Annotated in this window: 15 protein-coding genes; 11 read left to right on the top strand and 4 right to left on the bottom strand. The window is 68.9% G+C overall.

Annotation, left to right across the window (positions count from 1 at the left end; translation table 11 throughout):
• Positions 1-6 precede the first annotated feature (6 nt).
• The 6 genes from ABZV40_RS36755 (at position 7) to ABZV40_RS36730 (ending at position 5,673) form a co-directional block, all read left to right on the top strand.
• On the top strand, positions 7-1,077 hold the full coding sequence (locus ABZV40_RS36755) for a DUF5937 family protein (RefSeq protein ID WP_355452616.1): 1,071 nt from the start codon (positions 7-9) through the stop codon (positions 1,075-1,077).
• A gap of 245 nt (positions 1,078-1,322) precedes the next feature.
• Positions 1,323-2,564 carry a helix-turn-helix transcriptional regulator gene (locus tag ABZV40_RS36750; RefSeq protein WP_355452613.1) on the top strand — a complete coding sequence of 414 codons (1,242 nt, stop codon included), beginning with the start codon at positions 1,323-1,325 and terminating at the stop codon, positions 2,562-2,564.
• Positions 2,552-3,289 carry a bifunctional diaminohydroxyphosphoribosylaminopyrimidine deaminase/5-amino-6-(5-phosphoribosylamino)uracil reductase RibD gene (gene ribD, locus ABZV40_RS36745; RefSeq protein WP_355452610.1) on the top strand — a complete coding sequence of 246 codons (738 nt, stop codon included), beginning with the start codon at positions 2,552-2,554 and terminating at the stop codon, positions 3,287-3,289. Before ABZV40_RS36750 ends, ribD begins: the two co-directional genes overlap by 13 nt.
• Positions 3,290-3,526: 237 nt before the next feature.
• Positions 3,527-4,639: a radical SAM protein gene (locus ABZV40_RS36740; RefSeq protein ID WP_355452607.1), complete on the top strand. Its 1,113-nt coding sequence runs from the start codon at positions 3,527-3,529 to the stop codon at positions 4,637-4,639.
• Positions 4,640-4,642: 3 nt separating this feature from the next.
• Positions 4,643-4,774, top strand: a complete 132-nt coding sequence (locus ABZV40_RS36735) for a hypothetical protein (RefSeq protein ID WP_355452604.1) — start codon at positions 4,643-4,645, stop codon at positions 4,772-4,774.
• Positions 4,775-4,872: 98 nt separating this feature from the next.
• Entirely contained in the window at positions 4,873-5,673 is an 801-nt protein-coding gene (locus ABZV40_RS36730) for an aminoglycoside phosphotransferase (RefSeq protein WP_355452601.1), read from the top strand.
• A gap of 34 nt (positions 5,674-5,707) precedes the next feature.
• Here the strand turns inward: ABZV40_RS36730 and ABZV40_RS36725 are convergent, their stop codons facing one another.
• Entirely contained in the window at positions 5,708-6,517 is an 810-nt protein-coding gene (locus ABZV40_RS36725) for an SAM-dependent methyltransferase (RefSeq protein WP_355452598.1), read from the bottom strand.
• 183 nt (positions 6,518-6,700) lie between these two features.
• Here ABZV40_RS36725 and ABZV40_RS36720 point away from each other — a divergent pair, with 183 nt between their 5' ends.
• The 4 genes from ABZV40_RS36720 (at position 6,701) to ABZV40_RS36705 (ending at position 9,439) form a co-directional block, all read left to right on the top strand.
• Entirely contained in the window at positions 6,701-7,357 is a 657-nt protein-coding gene (locus ABZV40_RS36720) for a lytic polysaccharide monooxygenase (RefSeq protein ID WP_355452595.1), read from the top strand.
• 53 nt (positions 7,358-7,410) lie between these two features.
• Positions 7,411-7,554, top strand: a complete 144-nt coding sequence (locus ABZV40_RS36715; protein WP_355452592.1) for a hypothetical protein — start codon at positions 7,411-7,413, stop codon at positions 7,552-7,554.
• A 91-nt stretch (positions 7,555-7,645) separates the two neighbouring features.
• Positions 7,646-7,909 carry a hypothetical protein gene (locus ABZV40_RS36710; RefSeq protein ID WP_355452589.1) on the top strand — a complete coding sequence of 88 codons (264 nt, stop codon included), beginning with the start codon at positions 7,646-7,648 and terminating at the stop codon, positions 7,907-7,909.
• Between the two features lie 135 nt (positions 7,910-8,044).
• Positions 8,045-9,439 (top strand): aldehyde dehydrogenase family protein, encoded by a 1,395-nt coding sequence (locus tag ABZV40_RS36705; protein ID WP_355452587.1) that lies wholly within the window; start codon positions 8,045-8,047, stop codon positions 9,437-9,439.
• On the opposite strand, the gene ABZV40_RS36700 is transcribed toward ABZV40_RS36705, so the two are convergent.
• Positions 9,440-10,504, bottom strand: coding sequence for an AraC family transcriptional regulator (locus ABZV40_RS36700; RefSeq protein ID WP_355452584.1), 1,065 nt, complete (start codon positions 10,502-10,504; stop codon positions 9,440-9,442).
• Between the two features lie 280 nt (positions 10,505-10,784).
• On the opposite strand from ABZV40_RS36700, the gene ABZV40_RS36695 reads away from it, so the two are divergent.
• Positions 10,785-12,365: a PHP domain-containing protein gene (locus tag ABZV40_RS36695; RefSeq protein WP_355452581.1), complete on the top strand. Its 1,581-nt coding sequence runs from the start codon at positions 10,785-10,787 to the stop codon at positions 12,363-12,365.
• A 99-nt stretch (positions 12,366-12,464) separates the two neighbouring features.
• On the opposite strand, the gene ABZV40_RS36690 is transcribed toward ABZV40_RS36695, so the two are convergent.
• Positions 12,465-13,925, bottom strand: coding sequence for an arabinofuranosidase catalytic domain-containing protein (locus ABZV40_RS36690; RefSeq protein WP_355452578.1), 1,461 nt, complete (start codon positions 13,923-13,925; stop codon positions 12,465-12,467).
• Between the two features lie 28 nt (positions 13,926-13,953).
• Positions 13,954-15,747, bottom strand: a complete 1,794-nt coding sequence (locus tag ABZV40_RS36685; RefSeq protein WP_355452575.1) for a ricin-type beta-trefoil lectin domain protein — start codon at positions 15,745-15,747, stop codon at positions 13,954-13,956.
• Positions 15,748-16,142 lie beyond the last annotated feature (395 nt).

Genomic DNA, 16,142 nt, shown 5'->3' with positions numbered 1-16,142 from the left:
GCGAGGGTGATCCGACTGCGGTTCAGCGTCGAGGACCTCGGCCAGGTCCGGTTCGCCACCTCACCGCTCTGGGAGGCCGTGACGAGCCTCCGGACGCTGACCGCCGGTTCGCCCGCCGGGGTGCACGGGCCGTGGCTCGCGGAGGTCCGGCCGCGTCTGGCCGGCGACGACCTGGACCTGCTCACCGCCGTGGTGCGCCCGGCCGGGTATCTGCCGGACTTCCTGCACCCGATCCCGCCGCGCCGGGCACCGGGTTTCGACACCAGCCTGGCGGCGCTGGCCGAGACCGATCCACGGCTGGTCGCGGCGGAACTGGCGCATCTCGCCCAGCACCCGCTCGCCATGAGGGGCGCGGGTCGCCACCGCGCGGTGCTCGCCGAGCTGATCGCAGACCCGCGGTCCGCTCTCGCCCGGATCGTGGCCGCGCTCGACCGCTACTGGCGGGTGGCCGTCGCGCCGTACTGGCCGCGCATGCGGGCGTTGCTGCACGCGGATCTTGCGCACCGTCTGGAGGAGCTCGCCACCGGCGGCCTGCGGCAGCTGTTCCGGACGCTGCACCCGGCGGTCGGCTTCGACGGCGACACCCTCAGCGTCGTCAAGTACTACGACGGCACGGCCGACCTCCGGCAGCGCGGCCTGCTGCTGATCCCGTGCGTCTTCGCCTGGCCCGACGTCATCGTGCGCACCGCCGACCCGCAGCCGGCGCTGACCTACTCACCGCGCGGAACGGGCCGGCTGTGGGAGACCGGCACGCACGGTTCCTCCGCGCTGGCCGGGGTGCTCGGCGACAGCCGCGCCGCGATCCTCGTCCAGCTCGACCTGCCGATGTCGACCACGCACCTCGCCGCGCTGCTCGGCCTTGCCGCGCCCACGGTCAACGTGCACCTCAAGGCGCTCAGCCGGGTCGGCCTCGTGGCCTTCCGCCGCGACGGGCACCACGTGCTCTACCAGCGCACCCGGCTGGGGGACGAGCTGGTCGAGGCTCAGCCCCGTTTGCGCGCCACCCCGGCGAACGCGGAGGTACGCCGCGCGTCGCCGATCTCGTCGCCGGGGTCCGGCCGCCACTGCGGCAGGTAGACGACGCCGGGTCGATCAGCTCCAGCCCGTCGAACAGGGCGGTGATCTCCGCGCGCTCCGGCTCCGGTCCCTCCATGCCGGCATGCGAGAGGGCGAGGTGGCGAATCAGGTCTTCGTACCGGACGGGATGCTCCAGAAGCTGCGCAACCTTGTGGCTGATTTGCCGCATCAATGTCGCACTGTGCACCGTGACCAGCGCAAACAAGCTCCTTGTGGGTTTCGGCGGTGGTGGGACACTCTGAGTTGTGACAAGACGGACGGCGCTGGGTGAGGCGCTGCTGATGGCGGGTTACACCCAGGAGGGCTTGGCGGAAAAGCTCGGCGTCGACCGTGCGACCGTTCAGCGTTGGCACTCCGGGAAGAACCGGCCGCAGCCGTACCTGTGGCCGAAACTGGCGAAGGTCCTCGGAGTCAGTCCGCAGCAACTCCGCGAGATTCTGGCTGCTTCCGGAGGCACAGTCCATCGAGGAAGTAGCGATGCGGAATCGAGCGGTGCCGGAATCGATCGGCGCAGCGTTCTCTCGACTGGCGTCAGCGTGGGCGTTCTGCTGGCACTGGGAGAAAGCAGGACCCAGGCGTTCAATCCAGCCCTTGTGGACACCTTTGTGGACCTGCGTGACTCACTTGTCGCGGCCGACAGCCTGCTCGGCTCGGGAAGCTTGGTGAACTCCGCTGTCGAGCAGGTTTCCAATGTCGCGCGGCTTTTCGGTCGTGCGGATCTCAAGACGCGGGGCCGGTTGTTCGAGGTGGGGGCGCTGTTCGCCGAGTTCTGCGGTTGGCTGGCCGACGACCTCGGGAAGTTCGAGGACGGGAGGTCGTGGTCGCGCCAGGCGCTCGAATGGGCTCATGCGTCGGGAAGTGCTGATCTGCTGGCGTACGTCCTCATGCGGATGAGTCAGCAGGCGCAACTTGTCGGAGACGAGGGCGCGGCAGCCGCGTTGGCGCACTCGTCCGGTCGCTACGACAGCTCGGTCAGGAGCGTTCGCGTTCGAGCCGCTGTCCGTCAACAGGCTGCCCACGCGTCAGCCCTGGACGGTGACGAGGTCTCGGCCCTGTCGCACCTCGACGCCGCTTACCATCTGAGCGGAAAGGACCTCGACGAGGAAGATCCTTATTCGCTGGCCGGTTACTGCACTCCGGTATATGTGACAGTGCAGCGCGCGGCGGTTCTGAACACTCTCGGCAAGCATCGCGATGCTCTCGACGAGTACGACCGCGTACTGGGCGACTGGCCTCAGGAATTCCACCGGGAAAGAGGGCTTCACCTCGCACGCCGCACACATGTCGCGGTGCGTGCAGGGGTCCCTGATGCCGCAGTTGAGAGTGGGTTCGCAGCGCTGACGATCGCTCGCGAAACGCAGTCGCGACGAACGATCCGAGAACTCGTCCGCAGCGCGGCCGGTATGCAGCAGTGGCGGTCGTACGCTGGCGTCGACGACTTTGTGGAAGCTGTTGCCACCGAAGGAGAAGCCGAGTGGGCGTGTTGAGCGTTGACGAGCTGGTCGGACGTGATGAGTGGGAGGCCGTCAACCAGGAGCAGCAACGCCCATTCGTCGTGTACAAGTTCGCGGCCACGCTCGACGGCAGGATCGCCGCCGAGGACGGCACCAGCCAGTGGATCACCAGCGCGGAGAGTCGTTCCGAGGTGCACCTGCTGCGTGCCGGGTGTCAGGCGACGGTGGTCGGGTCAGGAACGCAGCAGGCGGACAACCCCAATCTCGCAGTGCGCGGGAACGACGATCCACGTCTCGATCTGTCGATCGTGTCCAACCCCGATCGGCAGCCTTGGCGCGTCGTGATCGACAGCAACGCCAAGACGCCCGCCGACGCCAACGTGTGCGACGACGCCGCGCCCACCCTCATCGTCGTCGCGGACGATGCCGACACGTCGCACCTCGACGGGGTGGTGGACGTTCTGCGGGTCCGACGTGCCGAACGGGGGCTCGACCTCAGTGCGGTCATGCACGGCCTGTTCGCGCGCGACATCAAGGCCGTCTTCCTCGAGGGAGGTCCGACGCTGGCCGGCAGTTTCATTGCGCGGGGCCTGGTCGATCGCGTCGTCAACTACGTGGCCCCTGCGCTTCTCGGCGCCGGTAAGAGCGGTCTGGAGGACGCGGGCATCCACAGCATGTCGGACATCCTCCGGCTCGAACTGATCGACGTCGCTCGTAGCGGTTCCGACGTACGGCTCGTGGCTCGCCCCGTGCGGTAGGGCTGCACCAGACAGTGTGCCTTCGGCGTGCTTCACCAGAAGGGACTCTTCGCTGGTCAAACCGGCTTGTGCGGCTTGGACGCGGTAATCCTGCGGCCTTGACGCCGTGGTCGCGGCGCTCCACGGGGTGTTGTCTGCATCTGGCGACGGTAGTGGGTCACCACCGCTCCAACCACACCGCAGCACGAAGGTGGTTGACCGCTACCTCGCACAGGTTCCACACGAGGGAGCAGACCATTGCGCACGTTGATCGCCAGCCCGTTCCTGGGTGAGCACCTGGTCCTTCGGCCCGATGACCCGCGAGCGGTCAAGGTCGGCGCCCACCGCTATCGCGATCTGCTGGCAGCGGCCACCAGACCTGACAACGTGGTGCCAGCCTGGCTCGCTGACGCCGCCCGGCAGCGATGGGACCTCGACCTGGCGGGGCGGAGGCTGACGGACACAGTCTTGGTCCGTGAACCGTCGGCCTTGGGGTACGGGCGAGCGTCCTACGAGCTCAACCTGGGCTGCAACTACGACTGCGAACACTGCTATCTGGGCGTGAAGCGGTTCGAGGGCATGAGTTGGCGGGCTCGCGAACTGGTCTTGCGCCTCATGCGCGACGCTGGCGTGCTTTGGCTTCAGCTCACTGGAGGCGAGCCGACCATCGATCCGTTGTTCAGCGAGGTCTACCGCCTCGCCTGGGATCTCGGCATGGTCATCACGTTGCTGTCCAACGGATCTCGGCTGCACCACCCGGCGATTCTGGAACTGTTGACCAGCCGTCGTCCATATCGGATCACCGTGAGCGTGTACGGAGCGACCGAGCAGTCCTACGACGGATTGACGCGCCGCAAGGGTTCGTTCCGGCTGTTCAGCCGCGGACTGGAAGCTGCCTGCGCTGCCGGTCTGCCCGTCACGCTCAGCCTGGTCATCACCCGGCACAACGAGCACGAGATCGACGCCATGCGGACACTGGCCGATCGCTACCGCCTGCCGTTCAACGAGTACAGCAACATCTCACCCACGATCCACAGCGGTGCCGAGACCCTGCCGTCGCAATCAGCCGCGTTCCTTCGCGCCCGCAAGCCCTTCATGGGCTGCGGTGCGGGACACACGCACTTTCACGTCGACCCGCACGGCAAGGCCAGCATGTGCAAGGTGGGGCGAGACTCCGCCGTGGATCTCGTCACCGAGGGCCTCGACGGACTGCTCCGCCTCGGTGAAATCGCCGACGGGCTGATGGCCCGCACCGGTGGATGCTCCGGCTGTGCTCTGTCGAGCACGTGCTTCACCTGTCGGCCGCTGGCACGGCTGTACCAGGAGTCCGGAGCCCCCTTGAACCGCTACTGCCAGCACACGGGGAGGTGAACCATGACCGCTGTCGCGATTGAGCTCACACCGCCACCGACGGCGCCTGACGCCGTTGTGATGATCGACGACGTTGAGCAGTTGAGCGCATTCAACCGCTGCTCGTGTGCTGTCGGCGACGACCTTCCGTACTGACAGTCGACGGGCATGAGGGCCCGGAGCGTCGCTCCGGGCCCTCGCGCGGACATCGGTAACCTGCCGTCGGCCGTGCCGTCACGTGTGTAAGGACACTCATGCGCCCGAGGATCACCTGGGACGATCTGACCTCTGCCGCCCAGGCTGCGATTGCTGACCGCACCGGGCGGATCCAGACCGTGCGGATGATCAGTGCGGGCGCGAACAGCCCTTTGGCGGCCGTGCTCGAAGCCGAGAACGGCCCCGTGTTCGTCAAGGGAATGCCTGCGGGCTCTCGTGGTGCGGCGAGTCAGGCGCGCGAGGCCGCGGTCGCACCGCACGTCGCGGGTGTCGCCCCGAAACTGCTGTGGCACCTGCCTGACGCGGCTGGTTGGGACGTACTCGGGTTCGAGTTCGTCGACGGTCGTCATGCCGACTACACACCTGGCTCACCAGACGTTCTGGCAACGGTGGAACTGCTGACGCGTATCGGCGAGATCGAGTATCCGGCGGATGCACCGGCCCGCGATGTGCGCGCGGCGTTCGCTGCCCACCTCCATGATCCGGCTGCCACTGAGCTCCTCGCCGGGTCTCAGCTGCTGCACATCGACTTCAATCCGGAGAACGTTCTGATCGGAGCCGATGGTGCGCGGATGGTCGACTGGGCCTGGCCGTGTCGAGGCGCGGCGTGGATCGACACGTGCGTCTTGATCGTCCGGCTGATCGCGGCCGGGCACACGTCCGAGGCCGCCGAGGCCTGTGTCGCGGACGTACCCGCGTGGCGCTCGGCCCCGAAGGCCGGTGTCCGCGTGTTCGCCGCGGCGAGCGCGAGCCTGTGGGGCGAAATCGCGGAGCAGGACCCGCAGCCCTGGAAGTGGGGCATGGCCGCGGCGGCACGGGCGTGGGCGGCGACGCGATGATCGTGGAGTTCGCCTGCAGTGTCGCTCGGCGTGCTCAGCCCCGTTTGCGCGCCACGCCCGCGAACGTGGAGGTCCGCTGTGCGTCGCCGATCTCGTCGCCGGGGTCCGGCCGCCATTGCGGCAGGTAGACCACGCCGGGGTCGATCAGCTCCAGCCCGTCGAACAGCGCGGTGATCTCCGCGCGGGTGCGCATCGAGAAGTCGGTGACGCTGCGGCGGAACTGGTTGGTGGCGTCCTCCGCCCGCTCCGGCTCCGGGCCCTCCAGGCTGGCGTGCGAGATCGCGAGACAGCTGCCCGGCACGGTCGCGTCGAGGTACTCGCGGACGATGGCCCGCGGGTCGTCGCTGTCCGGCACGAAGTGCAGCACCGCGAACATCAGCACCGCGACCGGTTGCGAGAAGTCCAGCAGCCGCTGGGTCTCCTCGTGGGCGAGGATCTCCTGAGGACGGCGCAGGTCGGCCCGGATGGCGGTGGCGCGATCCAGGCCGGTGAGGATCGTGCGGCTGTGCGAGACGGCGATCGGGTCGGAGTCGACGTAGACGATCCGGCAGTCCGGGTTGGCCTTCCAGGCGATCTCGTGCACGTTGCCGACCGTCGGGATGCCGGAACCGAGGTCGAGGAACTGCGTGATGCCCTCACCGGCGAGGTGGTGCACCGCCCGGCGCAGGAACGACCGGTTGGCCCGCATGATCTCCGGCAGCTCCGGCATGAACGCGACGATCTTCGCGGCCGCTTCCCGGTCGACCTGGAAGTTGTGGAATCCGCCCAGGTGGGCGTCGTAGATCCGGGCGGCGCTCGGCTTGTCCACGTCGATCTCCGGACCCGCCCACGTCGGTCGTTCCATCCTGGCCTCCCCGCGCCGTTCTGGTACGGCACACGCTAACGCCCACGGACGCGGCTGTGGGGGCGAGGTCGGCCGCTACGGAATGTGTCCTTGAGGTTTCACAAAGTGAGGAGTACGCTAAATGTTCTGGGAGCGCTCCCATTCCGCCGCTGCTGTCGATCATCGGAGAATGGAGGCACATCCATGCTCACGCGCACCTTCGGGTCCGTCACCAGACGGCGGGGCGTCGTCACACTGATCATCGGCATGCTGGTCTGCACGTTCCTATGGACGCCGACGGCCTCGGCGCACGGCACCATCGTCAGCCCGGCCACCCGTGCCTACCAGTGCTGGCAGACGTGGGGCAGCCATCACCTGGATCCGGCGATGAAGACCCAGGACCCCATGTGCTACCAGGCCTTCCAGGCCAACGCCGACACGATGTGGAACTGGATGAGCGCGCTGCGGGACGGCCTCCGCGGCAACTTCCAGGGCTCCACACCGGACGGTCAGCTCTGCAGCAACGCCCTGTCGCGCAACAACTCCCTGAACACGCCCGGCGACTGGAAGGCCACCAACCTGGGCAGCAGCTTCACCATGCACCTGTACGACCAGGCGAGCCACGGCGCTGACTACTTCAAGGTCTACGTCAGCAAGAACGGGTACGACCCGACCACGCAGAAACTCGGTTGGGGCAACCTCGACTTCATCACGCAGACCGGCAGGTTCGCACCGGCCAAGGACATCACGTTCAACGTCCAGACCTCCGGCTACCGCGGGCGCCACATCGTGTTCACGATCTGGCAGGCCTCGCACGCGGACCAGACCTACATGTGGTGCAGCGACGTGAACTTCGGCTAGTGAGGGGATTCCGCGCCGGTGATCTTCTGTCAGGGTTGCGAACCATGCGGTCGATGACGCGGGCGCTGGTGGTACCCCTGGGTGCCATGATCCTGATGACCGGCGCCGGTGCGGTGAACGCCGCACCGGCGCCGGTCATCGCATGGGCGCCGTGCGCGGACAACCCCGAGGGCCGGTGCGGCGAATCGGTGTGCTGATGGTGGACCCGGGCGGTCCCGGCGGTTCGACATCGTCGGCATCGACTCGCGAGGTACCGGCAACAGCCTGCGGATCCTCTGTGACGACCTCATGACGGACCCGCCGACGAGCTGTCCGGCCGACGAGGCGCGGTTCGCCACCCTGTTGCGCCACAACCAGGACGTGCTGCGCAGGTGCCGCGAGCGCAGCGGGGCGATCTTGGACCACGCCGACAGCGCCGTCGTCGCGCAGGACGTGGACGCGGTTCGGCAGGCGCTGGGCGAGCACGGCGCCTGCACCCGCGGTGGTGTGGACGACTACCTGCTCCGCTTGAAGGTGCCGGCCGAGGGCAGCAGCTGCCCGGCCGTCGAGTAGCCCGTCTGGCGGTTCCGCGGGCGGCCCTGCTCGTGGCCGCTCAGGCCAGTTCTCTTTGACCCCCGGGCCAATATGTTGAAACCGCGCAAAAAAGACGAAGTCGGTCGACGTGGTGGCCGAGGCGGGGGTGGCGCGGTGACGACCCTGGAAGTGCGCAATCCGGCGACCGACGAGCTCGTCGCGGTGGTGTCGGCGGCGGGTGAAGCCGAAGTGGCCGAGGCGGTGCGGCGGGCGGCGGAGGCGCACGAGGGCTGGTCGCGGAGACCGCCGCGAGAACGTGCGGCGGTCCTGCTCGCCCTCGCGGCCCTGATGGAGCGCGACGCCGAGGTTCTGGCCCGGTTGGACAGCGAGGACGCGGGCAAGCCGATCACCGAGTGCCGCACCGGTGACGTGCCCGGCGCGATCGAGTCGGTGCGCTGGTTCGCCGAGGCCGCCGACAAGGTGTTCGGCCGCGTCGCCCCCACCGGTCCCGGGCAGCTCGGCGTGATCAGCCGTGAGCCGGTCGGGGTGGTCGCCGCGATCCTGCCGTGGAACTACCCGCTCGCCATGGCCGCGTGGAAGATCGGTCCCGCGCTCGCCGCCGGGAACTGCCTGCTGCTCAAGCCCGCGGAGGCGACCCCGCGCTCGGCACTGCGCCTGGCGAGACTGGCGCGGGAGGCGGGTCTGCCGGAGGGCGTGCTGACCGTGCTGCCCGGGTTCGGCGACGTCACCGGGGCGGCACTCGCGCGGGACCCCGTGGTGGGAGCGTTGTCGTTCACCGGTTCCACGGAGACCGGGCGGCTGGTTCTCGCCACCGCCGCGCTCACGAACTTCAAGCGCGTCTCGCTGGAGATGGGCGGCAAGAGCCCGCAGGTGCTGATGCCCGACGCCGTCGAGTTCGACGACCTCGTCGACACCATGATCGGGGCCGCGTTCCTCACGTCCGGCCAGAACTGCACGGCGGGCTCGCGCATCCTGGTGCACCGGGACGTCGCGGACGAGGTGGTGGCGCGGTTCACCGCCGCGATGCGCACCCTGGTGATCGGTGATCCGTCCAGTCCGGACACCCGGATCGGGCCGCTGATCAGCCACAGCGCCGTGAAACGCGTTGCGCGGGCGGTGGAGAACGCGCAGGCGGCGGGTGCGCGGGTGCACACGGCCGAGCTGCCGGAAGGGTTGCACCCGCGCGGTTCCTACTACCCGCCGACCGTCGTCACCGACGTCGCGCCGGGAGACTCCTTGCTCACCACCGAGTTGTTCGGGCCGGTGGTCAGCGTGCAGACGTTCGCCACCGAGGAGGAAGCCGTCGAGCTCGCCAACGCCACCAGGTACGGTCTCGCCGCCTCGGTGTGGACGCGGGACGTCGACGTCGCGTGGCGGCTCGCGCGCGGCATCCAGGCCGGTGTCGTCTCGGTCAACACCTACAGCGAGGGTGATCTCACCTCGCCGTTCGGTGGGTGGAAGCAGTCGGGGTTCGGCGGGGCGGAGAAGTCCACGACCGCGTTCGACCAGTGGACCAGGGAGAAGACCGTCTGGCTCCGGACCCGGTGATCAGGTCTGGTCCAGGACCGTGCCGCGCAGCTGCAGGGGAGTCATGTCGTGCCAACGGCGAATCGCCCGCCGCAGCGCGCGGACGTCGGAGAAGCCGACCCTGCGGGCGATGTCGGCCAGCGTGATCTCCGGTTGGCGCAGCAGCTGCTCGACCCGCTCACGCCGAACGCCGTCGACGAGGGCCTCGTAGGTCGTGCCGCACTCGGACAGGCGGCGGCGCAACGTGCGTTCGCCCGCCGCGTGCCTGCGGGCCTGCTCGGCGAACGTCGGCACGTCCGGCAGGCTCTGCGCGATCGAGATCTCCAGCACCTCCAACAGGTCCTGGCGGGTCCGGCGGGACGCGATCTGGTCGTCCAGCAGGGTCTGCAGCGACGCGTAGGTGACCGGGTCGTGGCCGGGCATCTCGGTGCGCACCCAGTCGGCGGGGAACACCAAACCGTTGCGCGGCGCGGAGAAGCGGACCGGACATCCGAACATCTCGGTGAACGGCGCGGTGTCGCGCGGCTCGGGAGAGGTGAACTCGACCTGGCGCGGGCGGAAGTCGGCGCCGAGCGCGAGCCTGCTGACCGTCACGACGCTGGCGAACGCCTCCTGCGCGAGGAAAGCGCCGACGCCTCCGTCCACCGCCGGATCGGGCAGGTCCGCCCACAGCGTGAACCCCGCGTCGCCCTCGCCCGCCGACCACACCACCATGGCACCGGACAGGTTCTGGAACCGCACGCCCGTCTCGACCGCGGTGCGCAGCGTGCCCGCGGCCATCAGCGCGAACCCCATCAGGCCCCACGCGGTCGGGTGCTGCCGCGCGCCCACGCGCAGGCCCAGGTCGTCGCTCCCGGTGAGCGCCAGGGCACGGCGGATGACCTCGCTGCCCTGGCGGTAGGAGACCCGCAGATCAGGCGACTGGAGCAGCTGCTCGTGCAGTCCGACGTGCGCGAGTGCGGGCCGCAGGTCGGCACCGAGCTCGTCGGTCACCGCCGTGAGGTACCGCAGGATGATGGGTGCGATCGTCGCGGAGGTGCTGCGGTTGGTCGCGCGAGCGGGGGCCTGCGGCGGGCCGGCGGACATCGCACAGATCCTTTCTGGTCGCTGCGCTCCGGGTGAAGGCGCCGATCATCCCCCGTCACCCGTTCGCGGGAACAGTGAGGACGTCGGTTGTTCGGCGAGTCGCGGATCTTCGTCCGAAGCTTGCGGAATCTTGTTCCGCACCTCTTCGTCGAATGTCGTCGAACAGACAGTTTTCAGATCGAATTCAGTCCATAAAGGACAAGAGTTCGTTGCTTCGTGTACACGGTGTTGTCATGTCCACGATATCCGAAAGTTTCTCGCGTTATCTTAGCCTCGCGTCATGACCGATCGGCGCACCTTCCTGATCGGCTCCGGCCTCGTCGCCGGAGCCGCGTTGAGCAGCACTCCCGCACACGCGTCGAGCGGCGGCTACCAGTGGCTCGCCGGTGATCACCACATCCACACGCAGTACAGCAACGACGCGATGTACCCGGTCGCCACGCAGGTCGAGCGCGCGGCCCGGCACGGCCTGAGCTGGCTGACCATCACCGACCACGGCAACGTCCCGTTCGCGAAGTACAGCGTCACCCCGCTGGTCGCCGACATCGCCGCGGCCCGGCGGGCGCACCCCGACGTGCTGGTGTTCACCGGTCTGGAGTGGAACATCCCGGCCGGCGAGCACACCACGCTGATGCTGGCGCCCGGCCGCAACGAGGGCAGCCTGCTGCAGGAGTTCGTCACCAGGTTCGACGCGCGGGTCAACGGCACGCGCGACGGCACCCCCGCCAACGAGGCGATCGCGGTGCAGGCGTTGAAGTTCCTGCAGAACGCCGTGGCCACCGGCCGCATCGCCGACGCGCTAGTGCTGCCCAACCACCCGTCCCGGCTGGGCATCAACTCGCCGCAGGAGACCCGTGCCTGGCGCGACACGGCGCCCGGCATCGTCATCGGCATGGAGGGCGCACCGGGCCACCAGGCCGCCGGACTGCCCGCACCGGGCATGGCGCGCGGCCGCGGGCTGTACGACTCGGCGCCGGGCAAGTTCTCGTTCCCCGGCTATCCCGCCGAGAGCTACCGCACGTGGGGCGGGTTCGACTGGGCGGCGGCCACGGTCGGCGGCCTCTGGGACAGCCTGCTCGCCGAGGGCAAACCGTGGTGGATCACCACCACCTCGGACGGCCACCAGGGCTGCGGTGACTGGGTGAAGAACCCGGTCGACCGGCTGGACCAGCAGTCCTACGACGAGATCCCGTACGACGGCGAGGGGCACACGTTCGCCACCACCGGCCGCTTCCCGGACCCGGTGAACGCCGGTCGCCCGGTCGTCGAGTACAGCTCGTTCCCGCCCGGTGCCTACAACAAGACCTGGGTCGGCGTGACCCGGTGCGGGCACGGCGAGGTGATGCGGGCGATGCGAGCCGGCCGGATGTGGGTCTGCCTCGGCGACCTCGTGGCGGGACTGGACGTCCGGCTGCGCGGGCCGCACGGGCAGGGCGCGGTGATGGGCGGCACGCTGCGGGCACGTCGCGGTGACGTGGTGGAGGTCGTGGTCCGGGTCGACCTGGCCGACCGGCCGAACTTCGCCGGGTTCGTGCCGAAGCTCGCACGGGTCGACCTGATCGTCGGCGGCATCACCGGTCCGGCGTCGGACCGTTCGGTGTTCCACACCCCCGCCACCGAGGTCGTCCGCTCGTGGGACGTCGGGCAGCGCACCGGCACCGTCGAGCTGGTGCACCGGATCACCGTCGACGGGCCGTTCTACGTGCGGGTGCGCGGCACCGACGGCAAGCGCGGCTCCGTCGGTTACCACGGTGCCGCGGTGGACCCGGCCGGGCCGGCGCTCGACGTGGTCGGCAAGGCCGACCCGTGGGAGGACCTCTGGTTCTACTCGAACCCGGTGTTCGCCGCGGTGAGCCGCTGACCGCGCCCGAGCGCGGCGTGCTGGTGCTCGATGAAGGGCTCCTTCCTCCACCTCAGGTGGAACAAGGAGCCCTTCATCGAGATCAACGCGCGGCTGAGGTCAGCCGATCGTCCACTGCTGGTTGGACGCGCCGTGGCAGGTCCACACGATCACCTTGGCGCCGTTGCCGGTGGCGGCGCCGTTGACGTCCAGGCACAGGCCGGACCCGGTGTTCGTGACGGTGCTGTTGGCGTTGAACTGCCACTGTTGCGCGGTGCCGCCGTCGCACGACGCGATCGTGACCGCGGCGCCGGTGTTCGTGCCGGACGCCGTCGCACACTTCAGGTTCGTTCCACTGTAGACGGTCAGCTGGCCGGACGCGGTCCGCGTCCACGCCTGGTTGGCGCCGCCGTTGCAGTCCCAGATCTGCAGCTGCGTGCCGGGCGCGGTGTTGCCGACGTCCAGGCAACGGCCGGATCCGGTGCCGCGGACCGCTCCGCCGTTGCCGGTGCCGCCGGTGCTGTAGCCCGCCGCGATGATGTTGGCCTGCACCGCGTTCTCGGTGGCGTCGGACGGATACCCGGCCACCATCGCACCCTCGTAGAACGTGCCCGCGCTGAGGTTGGCGCCACCGCCCGGTTTGCAGCAGTCACCGCCGCTGCCCAGGATGATCGCCCCCTGCTTCTTCATGGGGCTGTAGCCGGACGGCAGCGAACCGTCCCACAACGTCGTCATCGTGCCGGACTGCGCGTTGCCGCCCTTCAGCGCGAACCGCGAGGTGCCGTTGTTCTTGAGCATCGCGGTGACGAACTTGTTCGGGAACGCCTTCTGGTTGGGGTTCCACGACTTGCTGCCTCCGGGGAACAGGCCCCACTCCAGGTCCGCCTGGACCCACGGGCCGGTACCGGAGCAGCCGCCGAACCAGCACTGGGTGCTGAAGTTGATCGCGTCCATCGCCCCGGCGGCGTCCGCGCTCCTGGTCGTCTCGCTGTTGCCGTAGTCGAAGCAGCAGCCGCCGTTGACGTGCGTGCCGCTGGTGACCATGTACATGCCCTCCGGCGCGCTGCCGGTCGGAACACCGGTCAGGTGGCCGTCGCGCCAATAGCTGTTGCTGGGGTTGATGTAGAGCGAGTACGCCTTGCCGCCGCCGACGGTCAGCGACTCGGAGGTGGCGTTCGCCGGCCTGCTCTGCGGTGAGCCCGGCACCTGGGCCGAACCCTGGTACCACAGGTCGTTGCCGCGACCGGACTGGTCGTAGATCACCGTGATCACGCACGAGGTGCCGGCGCAGAACGCGTCCTGGGCCGCGCCGTCCGCCGTGCCGCCCGCGGCCAGCACGGGGATGTTCTTCGTGGCGTTGTCCGACGAACGCCTTACCTGGTAGAGGTTTCCGCTGTACGAGCCGTAAAGCGCTCGGGTCGTGCTGTGTGCGGCGACGCACGGTGTGCCGCCGGACGCGTAGATGTCGCACGGCCCCGTGCTAGCCGCCAACGAGTTGGGCGCGGGTGCGACGGCGAACATCACCGCGAGGCATGCGCCGACCGTCGCGAGCCAGCGACGGGGGTGGGATGAAGACAGCATTGTCTTTCTCCTCGGGAAGGTTCGGGCTCTACCGGCCCCAGATCCGCCAGGTCTGGTTCAGTTCGGTGCCCTGGGAGACCGGCTTGCAGGTCCACTGGATGATCTGGGCGCGCGCGGCCGTGGAGATGCCGTTGACGTCGAGGCACTTGCCGCTGTGCCGGGCGACGAGCTGGTAGTCGTGCGGGTCGTTGCCGCTGTAGGTGACCTTGCGCAACGTGAACTGCTGGTTGGTCGCGTTCGCGGCGCAGGCCTGCTGCGTGACGGCGGTACCGTCCGTGGTCCCGCTGATGTCGAGGCACTTGCCCGACAGCTGGTTGCTGACGGTGTAGGTGTCCGCGACGCCCTGCACCGGCGCGAAGTTCCACAGCTGCTGGTCGCCGCCCTCGCAGTAGAACTGTTGCTGCTGCGTGCCGTCGGCCGTGCTGAGGTCCGTGTTGTCCAGGCACTGCTGGGAGTGCTGGGCGGCGGCGACGGACTGGAAGCCGCTGGAACTGGGCGGGAGCAGCGTGATGGTGAACGTCTCGTCGATGTTGTTGTGCGGCACGTTGACCGTGACCGCGTTGCCGGACAACGACACCACGCTGTTCTGGACGGTGACCGGCCCCTGCACGGCGCCGCCGTTGTTGTACGGGATGCGTTGCACGAGCACCCGCACCTGGTTGTTCTGCACGATGCCGGTCGTGGTGTCGAGCCGCTGCAGCCCGACCGCGAGGTTGCCGGTGGTGCTGCCGCCGCCGACGAGGATCTTCGCCTCGCCGTTCGCCTTGGTCGCGAACGAGTCGTACGACTGGCTCGGCGTCGTGGTGACCACCTGCCCGGTCTGCGACCCGTAGAACCGGTACGCCCACCACTCGCCCTTGGGCTGGTGCTGCCCGGAGGAGTTGTGGACGAGCAGGTTGGCGAGGTCGTTGTGCAGGTTGCCGCCACTGGCCCAGTTGGCCCGCAGCCCGTCGGCCCCGGCCCGCTCCAGCCGCGCGATGTACCAGGCGCCGTCACCGGGGTTCTGCTCGTTGCTCGCGCCGTACTCGTTGATCTGGTACGGCCGCGGGTGCGGAATACCGCGTGCGTTGAGCGTCGAGTTCGCCGTCGCCACGTTGGCCACCGGATCACTCGGCAACGCGTGCCAGCTGACGATGTCCGGCACGACGTTGTTGGCCCGCACGAAGTCCAGGTACTGCGTCCACCAGCCCCCGTTCGACGGCACGCCCGCCAGGCTCGGCCCGACGATCAGCTGCGCCGGGAAGGCCGCCCGGATGCGCTGGAACGCGCGCCGCCACAGCTCGAAGTACTGCGACTGCGGCCGGTTCCAGAACGTCGTGATGTTGGGCTCGTTCCACAGGTCCCACTGCACCGGCACCCCGGTCGCCCGCACGTCGTCGATCACGCGGGTGAGGAAGGCGTCGTAGTCGGACCAGTTGCCGTTGTCGCCGGGAAAGCGCGAGATCGGATACCCGTCCGCGCCCCAGAGATCGTGCACGAGCAACACGAACTCGCCGCCCAGCTGCTTCGTCCGCAGCAGCTGCGCGCGCGTCGCGTTCCACCGCCGGTCGTACTTGCCCGAGACCCAGCCGCCGGGGCTGTCGAGCTGCGCGCCACCGGCACGCATGTAGCGGAACTTGACGTCGCGGTAGAAGTGGTCGGCAGGGGCCGCCGCGTTCTCCGTCATGCCGTAGATCCAGCCGGAGGCGCGGTAGGTGGGAGTGCCGTTCGTGACGGAGAAGTCAACGCCGATCGACTCGTTGGCGGCTTGCGCGGGCATGGCGAGGGCAAGCAGGGATGCGGTGATCGCGAGGAGTGTCTTGCTGGTGCGTCGGTGAACCATGAGGACTCCGAAACTGGGTCAGGGGTGACGGAGACTCGAACCGGTTCGATCGCTGCCTGAAAGTACGCGCAGTTGCTCGGGGATGGCAAGGGGTCGGGTGTCGAACCGGTTCGGCATTCGACGACGGCTTCGACGTGAGTGGACTGTTCGGCTTGGATGGTTCGGGTACCGGGGGCGAACGCGATCGCCACGCGCTGCTGCTCGCCTCGCTCGCGTCCGGGTGCTCGGCGGCGCCACCACCAGCGGTGACTCGCTGTCCGCCGTGTCCCGATGTCCGCCGTGGCTCGGCGTCTGCCGCCACTCAGCCGCGCAGCCGCGCGTCGTCTGGTGAGGTGGATGAAGGGGGGGGTGCACCACCAGCGGTGGGTGGTTGGGCCCCAAAAAAAAGGAAGAAC

It is taken from the genome of Lentzea sp. NPDC004782, from assembly GCF_040609115.1.
Lineage (GTDB): Bacteria > Actinomycetota > Actinomycetes > Mycobacteriales > Pseudonocardiaceae > Lentzea.
Note: the sequence above shows the minus strand (reverse complement) of the source record. Positions and strands in the feature narration are given on the sequence as shown.